Source organism: Streptomyces sp. NPDC087310 (assembly GCF_044744405.1).
Classification (GTDB): domain Bacteria; phylum Actinomycetota; class Actinomycetes; order Streptomycetales; family Streptomycetaceae; genus Streptomyces.
In genome coordinates, this window is record NZ_JBIUYF010000002.1 from 56,308 (window position 1) to 73,288 (window position 16,981).

Consider the following 16,981-nt stretch of genomic DNA (forward strand, 5'->3'; position numbering starts at 1 on the left):
CCGCACCGGATTACTGAACAAAAGTCAGCCCTACTTGGTGGAGTGTGATCACCTGAGAGCCGGAAAGCTGACCATGTGCGCGGTTCTGATCGCTCGTTGTCGGTCGAAGATCGGCTCGCGGCGCTCCCGGTGATCGCGGGGATAGCATCCGGCTCATGGAGCCCCAGCTTGTGCACACGGTCGAGGACGGCGTCGCGACCGTGGTGATCCATCACCCCGCCAAACGCAACGCGATGACGGCGCCGATGTGGCGGGAACTGCCGCCGCTGCTCGGGCGGCTGGCGGACGACCCCGCCGTCGGGGCGCTGGTGCTGACCGGGGCGGGCGACACGTTCTGCGCGGGCGCCGACATCTCCTCCCTGCGGGGGCCGGGGCTGCCGGGCGGTCCTGGCCTGCCCGGCGAGGACCCGCAGGCGCTGGCCGTACGGGCCGAGGAGGCGCTGGCGGCCTTCCCCAGGCCGACGCTCGCCGCCGTACGCGGCCACTGCGTGGGCGGCGGCTGTCAGCTCGCCGCCGCGTGCGATCTGCGGTTCGCGGAGGCGGGCGCCTCGTTCGGGGTGACCCCGGCGCGGCTCGGGATCGTCTATCCGGAGTCCTCGACCCGGCGGCTGGCCGCGCTGGTGGGGCCGGCGACGGCCAAATACCTGCTTTTTTCGGCCGAGTTGATCGACACGGAACGGGCCCTGCGTACCGGGCTCGTGGACGAGGTGCTGCCTGCCGGGCAGTTGGCCAAGCGCGTCGCCGAGTTCACCCGGGTCCTGCTCTCCCGCTCGCGGCTGACGCAGGCGGCTGCCAAGGAGTTCACCTCGGGCCGCGCCGGCCGCGCCCCGTACTGGGCGGAACAGGCGCGCGGCAGCGGCGACGCCGCGGAGGGCATCGCCGCCTTCCTGGAGCGCCGCGCGCCGGAGTTCACCTGGCCGGCCGGGCCGTGAAGCGGCTCCTGCCGCGCGCCTCCTCGACCAGGGCCGCGGGGGCCTTCGCGGGCGAGCCCGCGTCGTAGGGCGGCTGCGGATCGTACTCCGTGATCAACTGGACCGACTGCGCGAACCGTTCGTCCACGAGCGAACCGACCAGGGTGAGCCCCATGTCGATCCCGGCGGAGACACCGGCCGCCGTCAGGTACTTCCCGTCGGTGACGACGCGTTCCCCGACGGAATCGGCGCCGTACGCGCGCAGTGTGTCGAGGGCCAGCCAGTGGGAGGTGGCCCGGCGTCCCGTGAGCAGCCCGGCGGCGGCGAGCAGCAGGGAGCCGGTGCAGACGGAGGTGGTCCAGGTGGTGGTGGCGTCCACCGCGCGCAACCAGCCGAGCAGCGACTCGTTCGTCATCTGACCGCTCTGGCCGGGGCCGCCGGGCACGACCACCACGTCCGGGGCGGTGACCTCGGCGAGCGTCTTGCGCGCGACGAGGGAGAGCGTTCCCGGCTCGTCGCGCACGGGTCCGGTGCGTTCGGCGACGAAGACCGTCTCGGCGCCGGGGATCCGGTGCAGGATCTCGTACGGGCCGACGGCGTCCAGCGCGGTGAAGCCGTCGAAGAGGAGGATGGCGATCTGCATGGGGGCCGGCTTTCTTGGTCGACAGGTCGGACAGGTCAGGTCGGACAGGTCAGGTCAGGTCAGGGGGCCGCGCGGAAGCGGCGGCGGTATTCGGCGGGGGCCGTGCCGAGGGTCTTCACGAAGGCGCGGCGCATGGCCTCCGGGGTGCCGTAGCCGCAGGAGCGGGAGATCGCCTCGACCCCGTCGGCGCTCTCCTCCAGCATCCGCCTGGCGTGTTCGAGCCGTACGTGCTCGACGTAGCGGCCCGGTGTCGTGCCGGTCTCGGAGCGGAAGGCGCGGGCGAAGTGGCGCGGCGAGAGGCGGGCGCGGCCGGCCAGCGCCTCGACCGACAGATCGTCCCCGGGGTGCTCGCCGATCCAGCTCTGCACCTCCAGCAGCGGGGCGCTCAGCGCGGTGCGGGCGGTGGACTGCGCGCTGAACTGCGCCTGGTTGCCGGGGCGGCGCAGGAAGACCACGAGATGGCGGGCGACGGAGAGCGCCACGTCGCGGCCGAGGTCCTCCTCGACGAGCGCGAGGGCGAGATCGATGCCGGAGGTGACCCCGGCGGAGGTGAAGAGCTCCCCGTCCCGTACGTAGATCGGGTCCGGGTCGACGTCCACCGCCGGGTGGTTCCTGGCCAGGAGGTCGGTCGCGCCCCAGTGGGTGGTGGCGCGGCGCCCGTCGAGCAGCCCCGCCTCGGCGAGCAGCAGGGCGCCGGTGCAGACCGAGACCAGCCGCCGCGCGCGGGGCGCGTGCTCGCGCACCCAGTCGATCAGGCGCGGGTCGGGGCCGCGGGTGCCCGCGCCGCCGGGCACCAGGAGGGTGTGCGGGTCGGGGGCGGCGGCGAGCGTGGTGTCCGGGACGAGGGTGAGCCCGCTGGAGGTGCGGACCGGCGCGCCGTCGAGCGTGGCCGTACGGATCCGGTACGTGGCGGGGTCGCCGGCCGAGGTGTTCGCCGCGGCGAACACCTCCACGGGGCCTGTCACGTCAAGGCTCTGCACCTGGTCGAAGAGGACGACCAGGACGGATCGCTCTGTCATGGTGCTCATCCTTCGCCCGGGAGCGGATGTCCGCAATGACGAATACCCCGCCTTTCCTGCCATCGCAGCGCCCTGCCCGCCGCCGCTCCGCCATCTCTCCGCCGCCGCTCCCTCGCCCCTCCCCCGCCCCTCCGCGCCCTCCCGGACCGTGCCCAGGGCCGCGCCCGCCGCCGTACGACTGCTCCGGCCTGCCCGCCGATGTCGGCGCCACCTGCCACAATGCAGGCGCCGGACCACAGAACAGCGGAGCGTGATCGTGACGACGTCCATCGAAGGCAGGATCGCCGAGGAAATCGGCGTACGCGAGCGGCAGGTGAGGGCGGCCGTCGAGCTGCTCGACGGCGGATCGACGGTGCCGTTCATCGCGCGTTACCGCAAGGAGGCCACCGAATCGCTCGACGACGCGCAGCTCCGCACCCTGGAGGAGCGGCTGCGCTACCTGCGGGAGCTGGAGGAGCGGCGGACCGCGATCCTGGAGTCCGTACGCGAGCAGGGCAAGCTGGACGACGCCCTGGAGGCGCGGATCAGGGCCGCCGACACCAAGGCGCGGCTGGAGGACATCTATCTGCCGTTCAAGCCCAAGCGGCGGACGAAGGCGCAGATCGCCCGCGAGGCCGGTCTCGAACCCCTGGCCGAGGGCCTGCTGAGCGACCCCTCGGTGGAGCCGCTCGCCGCCGCCGCCGCGTTCGTGGACGCCGACAAGGGCGTCGCGGACCCGGCCGCCGCGCTGGAGGGCGCGCGCGCCATCCTCACGGAGCGGTTCTCGGAGGACGCCGATCTCATCGGTGAGCTGCGCGAGCGGATGTGGACGCGGGGCCGGCTCGCGGCGAAGGTACGGGACGGCAAGGAGGAGGCGGGCGCCAAGTTCGCGGACTACTTCGCGTTCTCCGAGTCCTTCACGGAGCTGCCCTCGCACCGGGTGCTGGCGATGCTCCGCGGCGAGAAGGAGGATGTCCTCGATCTGGTCCTGGAGCCCGAGGAGCCCTCCGAGCTGCCGGGCCCGACCATGTACGAGAACATGATCGCGCGGCGCTTCGGCATCGCGGAGCGGGGCCGCCCCGGGGACAAGTGGCTCGGGGACACGGTCCGTTGGGCGTGGCGCACCCGGGTCCTGGTCCATCTCGGCATCGATCTGCGGCTGCGGCTGCGGACGGCCGCCGAGGACGAGGCGGTACGGGTCTTCGCGGCGAACCTCCGCGACCTGCTGCTGGCCGCGCCGGCCGGGACGCGCGCCACGCTGGGCCTCGACCCCGGGTTCCGTACGGGTGTGAAGGTCGCCGTGGTCGACGCGACGGGCAAGGTCGTCGCCATCGACACGATCTATCCGCACGTCCCCGCGAACAAGTGGGACGAGTCCCTGGCCAAGCTGGCGAAGCTGGCCGAGCGGCACTCGGTCGACCTGATCGCCATCGGCAACGGCACGGCGTCCCGCGAGACCGACAAGCTCGCCGCCGACCTGTGTGCCCGGCACCCGGAGCTGAAGCTCACGAAGGTGATGGTCTCCGAGGCGGGCGCCTCGGTGTACTCGGCGTCCGCGTTCGCCTCGCAGGAGCTGCCGGATCTCGACGTGTCGATCCGCGGCGCGGTCTCGATCGCGCGCCGGCTCCAGGACCCGCTCGCCGAACTGGTGAAGATCGACCCCAAGTCGATCGGCGTCGGCCAGTACCAGCACGACCTGTCCGAGGTGAAGCTGTCCCGCTCGCTCGACGCGGTCGTGGAGGACTGTGTGAACGGGGTGGGGGTGGACGTCAACACCGCGTCGGCGCCGCTGCTCTCGCGGGTGTCGGGGATCGGCGCGGGACTCGCCGAGAACATCGTCGCCCACCGCGACGCGAACGGCCCCTTCCGGTCGCGGCGGGCGCTCAAGGACGTGGCCCGGCTCGGCCCGAAGGCGTACGAGCAGTGCGCGGGCTTCCTCCGTATCCTCGGCGGCGACGACCCGCTGGACGCGTCGAGCGTCCACCCCGAGGCGTACCCCGTGGTGCGGTCCATGGTGAAGGCGACGGGCGGCGAGGTCGCGTCGCTGATCGGGAACGGGTCCGTGCTGCGGTCGCTGCGGCCCGCCGACTTCGTGAACGACTCCTTCGGGCTGCCGACCGTGACGGACATCCTGCGCGAGCTGGAGAAGCCGGGCCGGGACCCGCGGCCCGCGTTCCGGACGGCCACGTTCAAGGAGGGCGTCGAGAAGCTGGGCGACCTGGCGCCGGGGATGGTGCTGGAGGGCGTGGTCACGAATGTGGCGGCGTTCGGCGCGTTCGTGGACATCGGGGTGCATCAGGACGGGCTGGTCCATGTGTCCGCGATGTCCAAGAACTTCGTCAAGGACCCGCGTGAGGTGGTGAAGCCGGGCGATGTGGTCCGGGTGAAGGTGATGGACGTCGACATCCCGCGGAAGCGGATCTCCCTGACGCTGCGTCTGGACGACGAGGCGGGGGCCGCGAAGCCGGAGCGGGACCGGTCGGGAGGCGGCGGCCGGCCGCCGCAGCAGCGGCAGGGCGGCCGTGGCGAGCGCGGTGGCAGGAGCGGCGGTGGCAGGAGCGGCTCCGGCGGGAGCGGCGGCGGACGCCAGGCCGCGGCGCCGCCCTCGGCGAACAGCGCGATGGCGGACGCCCTGCGGCGGGCCGGGCTGACGGACCCGAAGGGCGGCGGGGGCGGCCGGCGGGGCTGACGCCCGGCGGGGTGCCGGGGCCCGGCACCCCACGGCGGAGGTCCGCGGTCAGATCTCCGTGACGCGGCCCGCCGACACGTCGAGACGGCGTGTCGTGCGGACCGCGTTCAGCATCCTGCGGTCGTGCGTCACCAGCAGGAGGGTGCCGTCGTAGGAGTCCAGAGCCGACTCCAGTTGTTCGATCGCGGGCAGGTCGAGATGGTTCGTCGGCTCGTCCAGGACGAGGAGGTTCACGCCCCGGCCCTGGAGGAGCGCGAGGGCCGCCCGGGTGCGTTCGCCCGGGGAGAGGGTCGTCGCGGGGCGCAGCAGATGGTCCGACTTGAGGCCGAACTTGGCGAGCAGCGTACGGATCTCGGCGGGTTCGGTGTCGGGGACGGCCGGGCGGAAGGCGTCCAGCAGGGTCCCGGGGCCGTGGAAGAGCGCGCGGGCCTGGTCGACCTCGCCGACGACCACGCCGGAGCCGAGGGTGGCGTGGCCCGTGTCCAGCGGCAGCCGGCCGAGGAGAGCGGCGAGCAGGGTGGACTTGCCGCTGCCGTTGACGCCGGTGATGGCGACGCGGTCGGCCCGGTCGACCTGGAGCGTGACGGGGCCGAAGTGGAAGCCGCCGCGGGTGACCTCGGCGCCGTTCAGGGTCGCGACGACCGCGCCGGAGCGGTCCGCCGCGGCGATCTCCATCCGCAGTTCCCACTCCTTGCGCGGCTCCTCGACCACGTCGAGGCGTTCGATCATCCGCTGCGTCTGGCGGGCCTTGGCGGCCTGCTTCTCGGTGGACTCCGTACGGAGGTTGCGGCCGATCTTGTCGTTGTCGGTCGCCTTGCGCCGGGCGTTCTTGACGCCCTTCTCCATCCAGGCGCGCTGGGTGTGGGCCCGGGTCTCCAGGGACGCCTTCCTGTCCGCGTACTCCTCGAACTCCTCGCGGGCGTGGCGCCGCGCCCGCTCGCGCTCCTCCAGATACGCCTCGTAGCCGCCGCCGAAGAGGGTGATCTTCTGCTGGGCCAGGTCGAGTTCGAGGACCTTGGTCACCGTACGGACGAGGAATTCGCGGTCGTGGCTGACGACGAGCGTGCCGGCCCGCAGCCCGGTGACGAACTTCTCCAGGCGTTCGAGGCCGTCGAGGTCCAGGTCGTTGGTCGGCTCGTCCAGCAGGAAGACGTCGTACCGGGAGAGCAGCAGCGAGGCGAGGCTCGCGCGGGCGGCCTGGCCGCCGGAGAGGGTGGTCATGGGCTGGTCGAGTCCGACGGTCAGGCCGAGCGAGGCCGCGGTCTCCTCGGCGCGCTCGTCGAGGTCGGCGCCGCCGAGGCCCAGCCAGCGCTCCAGGCCGGCGGCGTAGGCGTCGTCCGCGCCCGGCGCGCCGTCGACGAGCGCCTGCGTGGCCTCGTCCAGGGCGGTCTGCGCGGCGGTGACACCGGTCCTGCGGCCCAGGAAGTCCCGTACGGTCTCCCCGGCGCGCCGCTCCGGCTCCTGCGGGAGGTGGCCGACGGCGGCGGTGGGCGGCGAGAGGCGCAGCTCCCCGTCCTCGGGCGTGTCGAGTCCGGCGAGCAGCCGGAGCAGGGTGGACTTCCCGGCGCCGTTGGCGCCCACGAGCCCGATCACGTCTCCGGGCGCGACGACGAGGTCGAGCCCGGAGAAGAGCGAGCGGTCGCCGTGCCCCGCGGCGAGGTTCTTGGCTACAAGTGTGGCAGTCATCAGAGCGTCCGATCGTAGCGGAGTGCCGGTCGTGGCAGACCCGCCGTCGCGGCTCGCCCCGGGCCGTCGCCGGGCGGCGCTCCCGCAGGTGGGGGCGGGGGGAAGCAGGGTCTCGCGGGCAACACGGCGCCGTCCAGCGGATATTGAAGGGTCCGAGGGCCCTCCTCCGGCCTTATAGGGTCGGTGCATGAGTGGCGGAACGTGCGATGTGGTCGTGGTCGGCGGTGGGGTCATCGGGCTGACGACGGCGGTGGTGCTGGCGGAGAGCGGCCGGCGGGTGGGGCTGTGGACCCGTGATCCGGTGGCCAGGACCACGTCGGCGGTGGCCGGGGCGCTCGTCTGGCCGTACCGCATCGAGCCGGCCCGGCAGGTCGGTCCCTGGCTGGAGCTGTCGCTGGAGCGGTACGAAGGGCTCGCGCGGGACGCGGGGCGTACGGGGGTACGGATCGTCCCGGGCCTGATGGCGCACACCCCGCTCGACGGGCTGGGGAGCTGGACGTCCCGGGTGCGGGGGCTGCGCGAGGCCCGCCCCGACGAGCTGCCCGAGGGGGTCGGGCAGGGGCTGCGGGCCGCGGTCCCGCTGATCGACATGCCGGTCTATCTGCGGTACCTGAAGGCGCGGCTGCGGGCGGCGGGCGGCACGGTCGAGCGGCGCTCGGTCACGGATTTCGGCGAACCGGCCGCCGTGGCGCCCGTGGTGGTGGACTGCACGGGGCTGGGCGCCCGGGAGCTGGTGCCGGACGTGTCGGTCCATCCGGTGCGCGGGCAGGTGGTGATCGTGGAGAACCCGGGGATCAAGGAGTGGTTCGTGGGCGCGCTGCCGGGCGCGAGCGAGATGACGTACGTGCTGCCGCAGCCGTACGGCGTGCTGCTCGGCGGGACGGCGACCGAGGGTTCCTGGGACCTGGGCCCCGACCAGGAGGAGGCCGACACCATCGTGGCGCACTGCGCGCGGGCCGTGCCCGCGCTGGCGGGCGCGCGGGTGCTGGAGCACCGGGTGGGGCTGCGGCCCGCCCGCCCCCGGGTGCGGCTGGAGGCCGTACCGCTGCCCGGCGGCGGGCGGCTGGTGCACAACTACGGGCACGGGGGCGCGGGCGTCACCGTGGCCTGGGGGTGCGCCGAGGAGGCCGCGGCGCTGGCCGTCGGCTGAGCGGGGCCGAACGGGAGCCGGAAGCCGGGCCGGAGCCGGGGGCCTGTGGCGCGTGCCGACCCCCCGGCCCCGGCTCACGGCCCCCGGCTCACGGGGTCAGCAGGCGGCGGGGGTGGCCGCGGTCAGGTGGTAGTCGGCCCGCTCGTCGAGGAGCAGCGCCGCCAGGGCCCGCTGGGACTGGCGCAGGGGGACGAACGCGCCCTTCCCGGTGGGCAGCGCCACCACCGCGTGCAGCGCGAGTTCGTCCTTGACCTCCGCGTACTGCGCGGCGTCGAGCCGGTAGCCGCAGGGCGGGTTCTGGATGATCCGGTCGGGGGCCGCGGGCTCGTTGTCGGCGCCGCCGAGATAGATCGGGCCCCGGTCCTTCAGTCCGGCCAGCCGGGCGGAGGCGGTGGCCGCCGCGATCCGCGCCCGGCGCTCGTCGGTGAAGGAGAACAGGCCGCCCAGGGAGTCGAGCTGGCTGGTCACCCGGCGCCGGTTGTTGAGGGACGGGTCGGCCTTCTCGGCGTCGGTCAGCGGGTTCACCCGGCTCTCGATGAGCAGGCTGACGGAGTGCTTGACGCCCGCCGCGTTACGCAGGATGCGCTCCTGGCCGTCGCCCGCGGTCTGCCGGATGGGGTCACCGGTCACCGGGTCGGTCCAGATCCCGTAGGTGCCCGTGGAGTGGCCCGCGGCTTCGGCCGCGGGGCGTATGTACCGCTCGGACAGGCTCTGTGAGGCGTCGTGGACACCGGGGGCGGTGTTGAGGTTGCGCGGCCAGAGGTCGAAGAGGTCCTTGTCGTAGTAGGGCGGGGTGGCGCCGTACTCGTGCAGGTCGTAGACGATGTCCGGGGTGCGGTCGCGGATGACGGCCGCCATGGCGCGGGCCTCCGCGGTGACCAGCTCGATGTGGTCGCGGTTGATGTCGATGCCGTCGGAGTTGCCACGGGTGTCGGCGGCCCGGCCGTCCGGGTTGGCGGTGGGCAGGACGAGGACGCTCGTACGGTCCAGGAAGCGCCGCGTCTCCCGGTCCTTGGCGTAAGCGAGGTCGCGGACGGTGGTCAGGCACGCCTCGCGCCCCGACGGTTCGTTGCCGTGCTGGCTGCACACCAGGAGGACGGTGACGGGGGCGCGCCGGGCGCCGAGTTCGACGAGCTGGAGCGGGCGGCCCTGCTTGGTGGTGCCGATCGTGCGCAGGGAGACGCGGTCGCCGCCCCGGGCGACGGCGGAGAGGAACTCCCGCTCCTGGGGCTGGCTGGTCCAGTCGGCGCCGTCGCTGATCTCGAAGCCCGTACGGGGCGCGATGGAGGCGACCGAGGCGGCGGCGGTGGGTACGGCGTGCGCGGGGACGGTGGTCATCGGAAGGACCAGGGCCACCGAGGACGCCGCCAGGACGAGGGCGCGCAGCGCGACGACGCGGCGGAGCAGGGCGGCGCGGCGCGTACGGGGGACGGAACGGGGCGTCGTCCGCGTGGCCGCCTGGGCGGCCGTCTTCATCTCCATCGTCGTCCTCATCGGATGTGGTCTCCCGGGATCGGAGGGGTCGGGCGGAGCTCGGTCACGCCGCCGCGCAGGGGCTCACGCGGGGCACTGTGCGGGGGTACGGCGCCGGTGGTGGCGCGGGCGAACGCCTTGGCGCCGCCGACGAACGGAACGTACGCGGCCGTGCGGGCCAGGTCGACCGTGAGGGTGGGCGTGGTGGACGGCGGGTCGATGAGACCCCGGTCGGTACCGGCGACGATCAGCGCGAGCCGGTGCCCGGCCGGGACGACATGGTCGGTCGCGGCGAGTTCGAGAGTGATCGTGTACGGCGTGCCGGGGGTGAGCGGACGCCCCTGCTCCGCCGACGCGTAGGTGCCCAGATCGGCCCAGCCGCGGCTGACGACGTTGTGGTCCACGTCCGCGGTGTGGGCCGCGGTCTCCCGGTAGCAGGAACTGTCCGCCGTGGTGCTCGGGCCCCAGCAGGTGCGTTCGGTGAGGGTGGTGATGCCTTCGCCGGACGCGCCGTAGTCACGGATGGTGTCGGGGCCGAGATCGACCAGTACGGCGGAGAGATGGGCGGTCGAGGTGGACGGGGTGGCGGTGACGGTCACCTCGGAGGAGCCGGAGAGCCGCAGATCCTGGCTGAGGGGCCGGGTGATGAAGCCGGTCTTGGCCGGGGTGGAACGGTCGACGGCGGCGGCCCAGTCGCCCTCGCCGAGGCGCCGGTCGTCGGTGAAGGTCTCGGTGGAGCCGGGCGCGGCGGGGGTACGGCCGAGCGTGCCCACGCCGGGCAGCGCCCCGCTCGCCGGGCGCAGGGTGGTGGTGGCGGTGGTGCGCGGCGGCCAGACCCGGTCGGTGGTCCACCGGTCGGGGGCGCGCTCGATGTCCGCCATGGGTTCGCGGTCGATGCCGTTCTCGTAGCCGAGGAGGTAGTGGTCGAACCAGCGGTGCAGGGTGGTGACCCAGGTGGCGCGGCGGAAGTCGAACGGGTCGACGTGGCCGGTCTGGGAGAGCCAGATCTTGCGCTCCACGCCCGCGTCGCCGAGCGCGTCCCACCACTGGCCGAGGTGTTTCGTACGGACGTTGAGGTCCTGCATGCCGTGGACGGCGAAGACGCTGGCCTTCACCTTGGACGCGTCCTTCACGTAGTCGCGCTCGGTCCACAGCGGGGTGATGTCGCCGCTGCGCGGGGCGCCGTCGACCAGCCGCTGCTGGACCGCCTGGCAGCGGGTGCGGGCCTCGGGGCTCTCCACGTAGTTCGAGAGCCAGTCGGGGCCCGAGCCGTAGAGGGGCGCGCCCTGGGCGAAGTAGTAGTCGTACCAGGAGGAGATGGCGGCGATCGGGACGATGGTCCTGAGCCCCTCGACACCGGTGGCGGCCACGCCGTTGGCGATGGTGCCGTCGTAGCTCTTGCCGATCATGCCGGTGGCGCCGGTGGTCCACTCCGCCCGTACGGCATCGGTGCCGGTGCGGCTGCCGTACGCGCGGGCCCTGCCGTTCAGCCAGTCGACGACGGCCTTGGCGGACTGGACGTCGGAGCGCCCGCCGGTGTCCACGCAGCCGTCCGAGCGGTTGGTGCCCGTCAGGTCGACGGCGACGAAGGCGTAGCCGCGCGGGACGAAGTAGTTGTCGTAGTGCAGGGGGAAGCCGGTCGGGTCGCCATGGGCGTCGTAGGTCTTCTTCTGGCTCTCGTTGCCACGTCCGCAGCAGGAGTAGTAGGGGCTGGCGTCCATGATCACGGGGACCTTGCGGCCCCGGAGCGCCGGCTCGTGCGGGCGGACGATGTCGACGGCGACGCGGTCCGTCCTGCCGTCCTCGTCGCCGTCGAGGCCGGTGTCGACCCAGACGGACTCCCTGACGGCGTCCTCGTAGGAGTGGACCGGCCGGCTCTCCTGCACCCGCTGACCGCTCACCGCCGGTGGTGTGCCCGGCTCCGCGCCCTGCGCCGAGGCGGGGGTGAGCAGGACCCCGAACAGCGCGGCGGAGGCCGCCGCGGCGAGTGCTCCGCGCGAGCGGCGTCCGAATGATCTGCGGGCAGCCCGCGACCGGATCTCCATGGGGCGGAAGCTACCCCGGTCAACTCCCGTTCAAAAGAGGGCAGTCCTGGGATCAGGGAGACATCAGGAGGACACCGGGGGAAATATCAGGGACCGGTGGGCGAATGGGAGCGCTCTCAGACGCCATGGTCAGCGGCTACTCTGGGGGCCGTCCGGCTGCCGCGCCGCGCCTGCGCGCGGGCGGCCACCGCCGTACGGTCCGCCGTATCCACCGACGAGGAGCGCACGTCGTGTCCGAGCCGACCCCTGGGGCACGCCCCACGCTGGAAGCCGTCGCGGCGCGCGCCGGCGTCTCCCGGGCCACGGCCTCCCGGGTCGTCAACGGCGGCGCGGGGGTGCGCAGCCCGCTGGTGGAGAAGGTGCGGCGGGCCGTCGACGAGCTGGGGTACGTACCGAACCACGCGGCCCGCTCCCTGGTCACCCGGCGCACCGGCGCGGTCGCCGTGATCATCGCGGAGCCGGAGATCCGGATCTTCTCCGATCCGTTCTTCTCCCAGCAGATCCGCGGGATCAGCAAGGAACTGACCGCACACGACACCCAGTTGGTGCTTCTGCTGCTGGAGGGGCCCGGCGACTACGACCGGATCGCCCGCTATCTGGCGGGCGGCCATGTCGACGGCGCGCTCGCCTTCTCCCTGCACACCGACGACCCCATCCCGGCGATCACCCAGCGGGCCGGGATCCCGACGGTGTACGGGGGCCGGCCGAGCTGGACGTCGGCCGCGGACCAGCGGGTCGTGCCGTACGTGGACGCCGACAACCGCGGCGGCGCCCGGGAGGCCGTGCGCTATCTGCGGGACCTGGGGCGGCGGCGGATCGCGCACATCGCGGGGCCGCTGGACCAGACCTCGGCCACGGACCGGCTCGACGGCTACCGGGACGTGCTGATGGACGAGGATCCGGCGCTGGTCGCGGCGGGCGCGTTCACCGAGGAGAGCGGGGCGCGGGCGATGGCGGAGCTGCTGGACCGCTGCCCCGGTCTGGACGCGGTGTTCGCGGCGAACGATCTGATGGCGGCGGGCGCGCTGCGGGTGCTCAAGGAGCGGGGCCGCTCGGTGCCCGGTGATGTGGCGGTGGTGGGCTTCGACGACATGGACGCGGTGGTGGGCGTCACGGATCCCGCGCTGACCACCGTCCAGCAGGACGTCGACGGGCAGGGACGGCTGATGGCGCGGCTCCTGCTGCGCGGTCTCGACCGGGAGCGGGAGGGCTCAGCCGCCCCCGCCTCGGTGATCACACCGACCACACTGGTACGGCGGGACTCGGCCTGAGCCGTGTCCCGCCGTACCGGTGGATCCGCCGCACCGGCGAACCGGCCGTACCGGTGGATCCGCCGGCGGACGGTGAGGTCCGCCGGCGGTGTGTCCACTACTTTGTCGTGTCCGCGGCTTCGTCGTGACCGCGGCTTCGTCGGGCCCGCGGCTTCGTCGGGCCCGCGGCTTCCTCGTGACCGCGGCTTCCTCGTACCGCTACTTCGTCGCGGTGGACCGGGCCGGCACGTCGAGCGTCGTGCCGTCCGAGAAGGTGACGGTGGTGGCGGTGGCGCCGAAGTTGTGCGCCGCGTAGACCCGTGCACCGTTCTTGCTGAAGACGGCCGAGGTGGGCAGGGAGCCGGTCACCGTCGCGTCGGGGGCGCCCAGCGCGTCCAGTGTGCCGATCCAGTGGTACGTGTGGGCCTTGGACTCACCGGCCTCCGGTGTGTAGTTCGCGCCGCCCGCGTCCCACTTGGCCTTGGCCGCGGCGGGGTCGGCGAGCGCCTCGAACTCCCAGAGGATGTCGCGCCATTCGACGGCGGGGCCGCCGTTCTCCCGTTCCATCTCGGCGAGATTGCGCCGGATGGCGTCCTTCTCGCGGCCCAGGTGGAGCGAACCACCGGTGACGGGGAGGACGTTGATGCCGTGGATCTCCTCGGGGTTGGCGGTCCACCAGGTGGAGTACGCGCCACCGCTGCCCCACACCATGCCGACCGTGTCATGGCCGAAGGAGGACGGGAAGACCTCCTGGTCGGCGTCGAACCAGTACTGGGCGATCGCCTCGGACTCGGTGGCCAGCAAGTAGCTTCCCAGGTCGCGCAGTTCGGCGTTGCCCGTGGCGGAGCCCCACAGCACCAGGGCGGCGCTGAGGTTGGTGGACTCCGAGGAGGACTCCTGGTTGTTGCCCGCGGCGAAGCCCTGGTGCCCGGAGGCCCAACTGTGGCCCGCGTACACGTCGAAGCCGCGCAGGAACGGGAACTCGGTGTCGGTGCGGCTGGGGTTGGCGGTGTCGCGTACCAGCGTCTTCACCATCGAGCCCCAGGCCCCGTCGGCGGCCCACGCCTGGTCGTACTGGGCGACGATCGCCGCCGCGTAGACGTAGTAGCTGTAGTGGAAGTGGTGGTCGTTCAGCTCGGTGTCGCTGCCGTACGACGCCGGGTAGCCGGTCAGTGTCTTCCACTGCTTGTCGTAGCTGAACTCGCTCGCGCCGCCCGCCGTGAACCACTCCTCCAGCCTGCCCTTGAGCAGTCCGAGGAGCTTGTCGCGGGTCGCGGTCTCACCGATCTGGTCGGCCATGGGCACCAGTTGGGCGAGCCGGCCCAGCGCCTTGCCGGTCCAGTACGTGTCGGTCGCGCCGGAGAACGGATCGGCCGCACCCGCCGCCTCGTCCAGATATCCCTTGAGCCGCGCCCGGTCCACACCGCTGGAGGCGGGCAGTGCGGGCAGCACCCCGGAGGAGCGCTGGCTCGTGGTGAAGGAGGTGGCCTCGCGGACCTTCATCGTGCCGCGCGGTGAGACGTACGTGTACGGGGTCAGCGCGTCGGTGGTGTTCAGCCACTGGTGCCGGTAAAGGGCCTGGAGGGTGCCGGTCTCGGTGCCCTCCTTCGGCTCGGTGGTGAGCCGGTAGGTCGCCTTGACCGTACCGGCGTCGGTGCTCCAGCTCACCTGGGAGCCGGTGACGAAGCTGTACGCGTACTTCCGGTACGTCGCGAGCGCGTCGGTGGAGGGCAGGACGGCGAGGGAGAAGTAGTCCTTGGCGCCGAGCCCTGCCGTGATGGTGGAGCCGGCGACCGACCAGTCGCTGCCGGTGGGCGCGAACAGGGCGTAGTGGTGGCCGGCGACGGTGATGCCGAGGACGTTGCCGTCGTCGGCGAAGACGGTGGGCGCGGCGGCGGTGGTGATGCGCGCGTCGCCGCCGGAGCCCTTGGCGTAGACGTAGGGCAGCCCGTGGCCGATGGTGGTCCGCAGGGTGCGGGCGCCGTCCGACCAGTAGGGCGTGACCGTCCAGTCCGACCAGTCGTCGGCCTTGGTGTCGGGCGAGTTGAGCCCGGTCAGGCCCAGGGTGAGATCGGCCTTGTGGGCGTACTCGTACTGGCGGCCCTCGCCGACGATCGCCGGGGTGGTCGGGTAACCGACCTCCAGGCCGCCCGAGGTCGCCTGGTAGGTGAGGGGGTGGCCGTACATCGGGGTGGAGTACGGGTTGTCGCCGTACCGCTGGAAGGCGAGGGAGGACCACCAGTCGTTGGTGGGCACCGGTTTGTCCCGGGCGGCCTCAGTCACCTTGGGGGTGACGGGGGTGCCGGTGTTGGTGGTCGGTCCGGACGTGCCGGCGGGCCGGGTGTCCGAGTAACTGCCCGCTCCGACAGGAACGTTGGCGGCCACGGCCGGGGAGGCGGCGGGGCCGAGGCCGATGGCGGCCAGGGTGCTGACCAGGACCAGCGCGGCGGCTGGTCTGGCACGGGAGACGGACATGGGCGGCACCTCACGGGGGTGGTGGGGGGACGTGGGGATGGTCGTGACGGGACAGAGAGGGTGGGGGTGGGACGTCAAGCGTTCGAGAGCGCTCTCAGACGCCAGGAAACGTAAAACTTCTGAAACAGAAGTGTCAATACGTCGGACACAGAGGCGAGTTAACGCTCCCGGGCATCCGTTACGCGTTCGAGTCTTGACGGGGCGGTGCGCTCCGGGGCACGCTCCACCCCAGATTCTGAGAGCGCTCTCAACCGGCTCTCGTGTGTACTCCGAAGCCAAGGGAGGCTTCTCATGCCCATCGCCCGAGCCGCCAGCAGGGCCGCGGTCCGTCTCGGTGCGGTCGTGCTCTCCGGGGCACTGCTCGTCGCCTGCGGGTCCGGTTCCTCAGGGACCTCCGACAGCGCGGGAGGCAAGGTCACGCTGACCGTCGACCTCTTCGGATCGTTCGGCTACAAGGAGGCCGGGCTCTACGCGGAGTACCAGAAGCTCCACCCGGACATCACGATCAAGCAGAGCGACACCGAGGACGAGGCCGACTACTGGAAGTCCCTCCAGACCCGGCTGGCCGGCGGGGGCGGGCTCGCCGATGTGCAGGGCGTGGAGGTCGGGCGGATCGCCTCGGTCACCCAGCAGCAGTCCGACAAGTTCGAAGACTTGAAGCGGTACGGCGCGGACACGCTCAAGGACCAGTTCGCCGAGGCCAAGTGGTCGGCGGCGACGACGCAGGACGGCCGGATCCTGGGCCTCGGCACCGATGTCGGGCCCGAGGCGATGTGCTACCGCTCGGACCTGTTCAAGAAGGCGGGGCTGCCGACCGACCGCGCCGAGCTGGCGAAGAAGTGGTCCACGTGGGACGGCTATCTCGCCCTCGGCAAGGAGTACATGGCGAAGGCGCCCGCGAAGAGCGCCTGGCTCGACAGCGTCGGCAGCCTCTACTCGATCATGATCGGCCAGGAGAAGGAGCGGTACTACGACGCCTCCGGCAAGCTGGTCTACGAGCAGAACCCGGCCGTGAAGACCGCCTGGGACACCTCGGTCAAGGCCGCGGACTCCGGGCTGAGCGCCAAGCTCGACCAGTGGTCGCCGCAGTGGAACCAGGCGTTCGCGGCGGGCTCGTTCGCCACCATTCCGTGCCCGGCGTGGATGCTCAGCTACATCAAGGGCCAGGCGGGCGAGACCGGTTCGGGCAAGTGGGACATCGCCGCGCTGCCCGGCGGGGCCGGCAACTGGGGCGGCTCGTACCTCTCCGTGCCGCGTGCCGCCGAGCACAAGAAGGAGGCGTACGAGCTGATCAAGTGGCTCACCGCCCCCGAGCAGCAGGCCAAACTCTTCCGGAAGCAGGGCATCTTCCCGTCGTCCACCGGCGCCATCGAGCAGATCGCGGACACGAAGGACCCGTACTTCTCCGGCGCGCCGACCGGCCAGATCTTCGGTGACGCCGCCAAGGCCGCGCCCGTCCAGGTCCTCGGTGTCCATGACGCCAATGTCGCCCAGCAGATCACCAACGCGCTGAGCGAGGTGGAACGCAAGGGCGTCGCGTCCGACAAGGCGTGGTCGACGGCGAAGAAGGGCGTCGAGAACGTCATCGGCTGACACGGTTCCCCGGCCGGTCCCGACCGGGGCCGGCCGGGACCGGTCCTCCGCCCCCACCCCGGTTCTCC

At 72.6% G+C, this 16,981-nt stretch carries 10 protein-coding genes and 1 pseudogene; 5 read left to right on the plus strand and 6 right to left on the minus strand.

Going from position 1 to position 16,981, the window contains the following annotated elements; all coding sequences use genetic code 11:
• Positions 1-155: 155 nt before the first annotated feature.
• The gene (locus ACIO3P_RS06345) at positions 156-932 is read left to right on the plus strand and encodes an enoyl-CoA hydratase/isomerase family protein (RefSeq protein ID WP_329827665.1); all 777 of its coding nucleotides are present in this window, start codon (positions 156-158) and stop codon (positions 930-932) included.
• On the opposite strand, the gene ACIO3P_RS06350 is transcribed toward ACIO3P_RS06345, so the two are convergent.
• Both ACIO3P_RS06350 and ACIO3P_RS06355 read right to left on the minus strand, forming a co-directional pair.
• Entirely contained in the window at positions 910-1,554 is a 645-nt protein-coding gene (locus ACIO3P_RS06350) for a DJ-1/PfpI family protein (RefSeq protein ID WP_329827666.1), read from the minus strand. The genes ACIO3P_RS06345 and ACIO3P_RS06350 overlap by 23 nt on opposite strands.
• A gap of 59 nt (positions 1,555-1,613) precedes the next feature.
• Positions 1,614-2,573 (minus strand): GlxA family transcriptional regulator, encoded by a 960-nt coding sequence (locus tag ACIO3P_RS06355; protein WP_329827667.1) that lies wholly within the window; start codon positions 2,571-2,573, stop codon positions 1,614-1,616.
• 256 nt (positions 2,574-2,829) lie between these two features.
• Between ACIO3P_RS06355 and ACIO3P_RS06360 the strand changes: the two genes are divergently transcribed.
• Positions 2,830-5,241, plus strand: coding sequence for a Tex family protein (locus ACIO3P_RS06360; RefSeq protein WP_401848781.1), 2,412 nt, complete (start codon positions 2,830-2,832; stop codon positions 5,239-5,241).
• 48 nt (positions 5,242-5,289) lie between these two features.
• Here the strand turns inward: ACIO3P_RS06360 and ACIO3P_RS06365 are convergent, their stop codons facing one another.
• Complete coding sequence (locus ACIO3P_RS06365; protein WP_329827669.1) at positions 5,290-6,927, minus strand: ABC-F family ATP-binding cassette domain-containing protein; 1,638 nt, start codon at positions 6,925-6,927, stop codon at positions 5,290-5,292.
• Positions 6,928-7,114: 187 nt separating this feature from the next.
• Here ACIO3P_RS06365 and ACIO3P_RS06370 point away from each other — a divergent pair, with 187 nt between their 5' ends.
• Positions 7,115-8,077, plus strand: coding sequence for an FAD-dependent oxidoreductase (locus ACIO3P_RS06370; RefSeq protein ID WP_401848780.1), 963 nt, complete (start codon positions 7,115-7,117; stop codon positions 8,075-8,077).
• 96 nt (positions 8,078-8,173) lie between these two features.
• Here ACIO3P_RS06370 and ACIO3P_RS06375 read toward each other — a convergent pair whose 3' ends face one another.
• Positions 8,174-9,415, minus strand: a complete 1,242-nt coding sequence (locus ACIO3P_RS06375) for a M14 family metallocarboxypeptidase (protein ID WP_401848861.1) — start codon at positions 9,413-9,415, stop codon at positions 8,174-8,176.
• Between the two features lie 152 nt (positions 9,416-9,567).
• The gene (locus ACIO3P_RS06380) at positions 9,568-11,595 is read right to left on the minus strand and encodes a Xaa-Pro dipeptidyl-peptidase (protein ID WP_401848779.1); all 2,028 of its coding nucleotides are present in this window, start codon (positions 11,593-11,595) and stop codon (positions 9,568-9,570) included.
• A gap of 230 nt (positions 11,596-11,825) precedes the next feature.
• Here ACIO3P_RS06380 and ACIO3P_RS06385 point away from each other — a divergent pair, with 230 nt between their 5' ends.
• Positions 11,826-12,866, plus strand: coding sequence for a LacI family DNA-binding transcriptional regulator (locus ACIO3P_RS06385; RefSeq protein ID WP_401786235.1), 1,041 nt, complete (start codon positions 11,826-11,828; stop codon positions 12,864-12,866).
• Between the two features lie 204 nt (positions 12,867-13,070).
• Here ACIO3P_RS06385 and ACIO3P_RS06390 read toward each other — a convergent pair.
• Positions 13,071-15,320, minus strand: a pseudogene (locus tag ACIO3P_RS06390) (glycosyl hydrolase); the annotation flags it as partial.
• Between the two features lie 291 nt (positions 15,321-15,611).
• On the opposite strand from ACIO3P_RS06390, the gene ACIO3P_RS06395 reads away from it, so the two are divergent.
• On the plus strand, positions 15,612-16,913 hold the full coding sequence (locus ACIO3P_RS06395; protein WP_401786233.1) for an ABC transporter substrate-binding protein: 1,302 nt from the start codon (positions 15,612-15,614) through the stop codon (positions 16,911-16,913).
• The last annotated feature ends 68 nt before the right edge of the window (positions 16,914-16,981 follow it).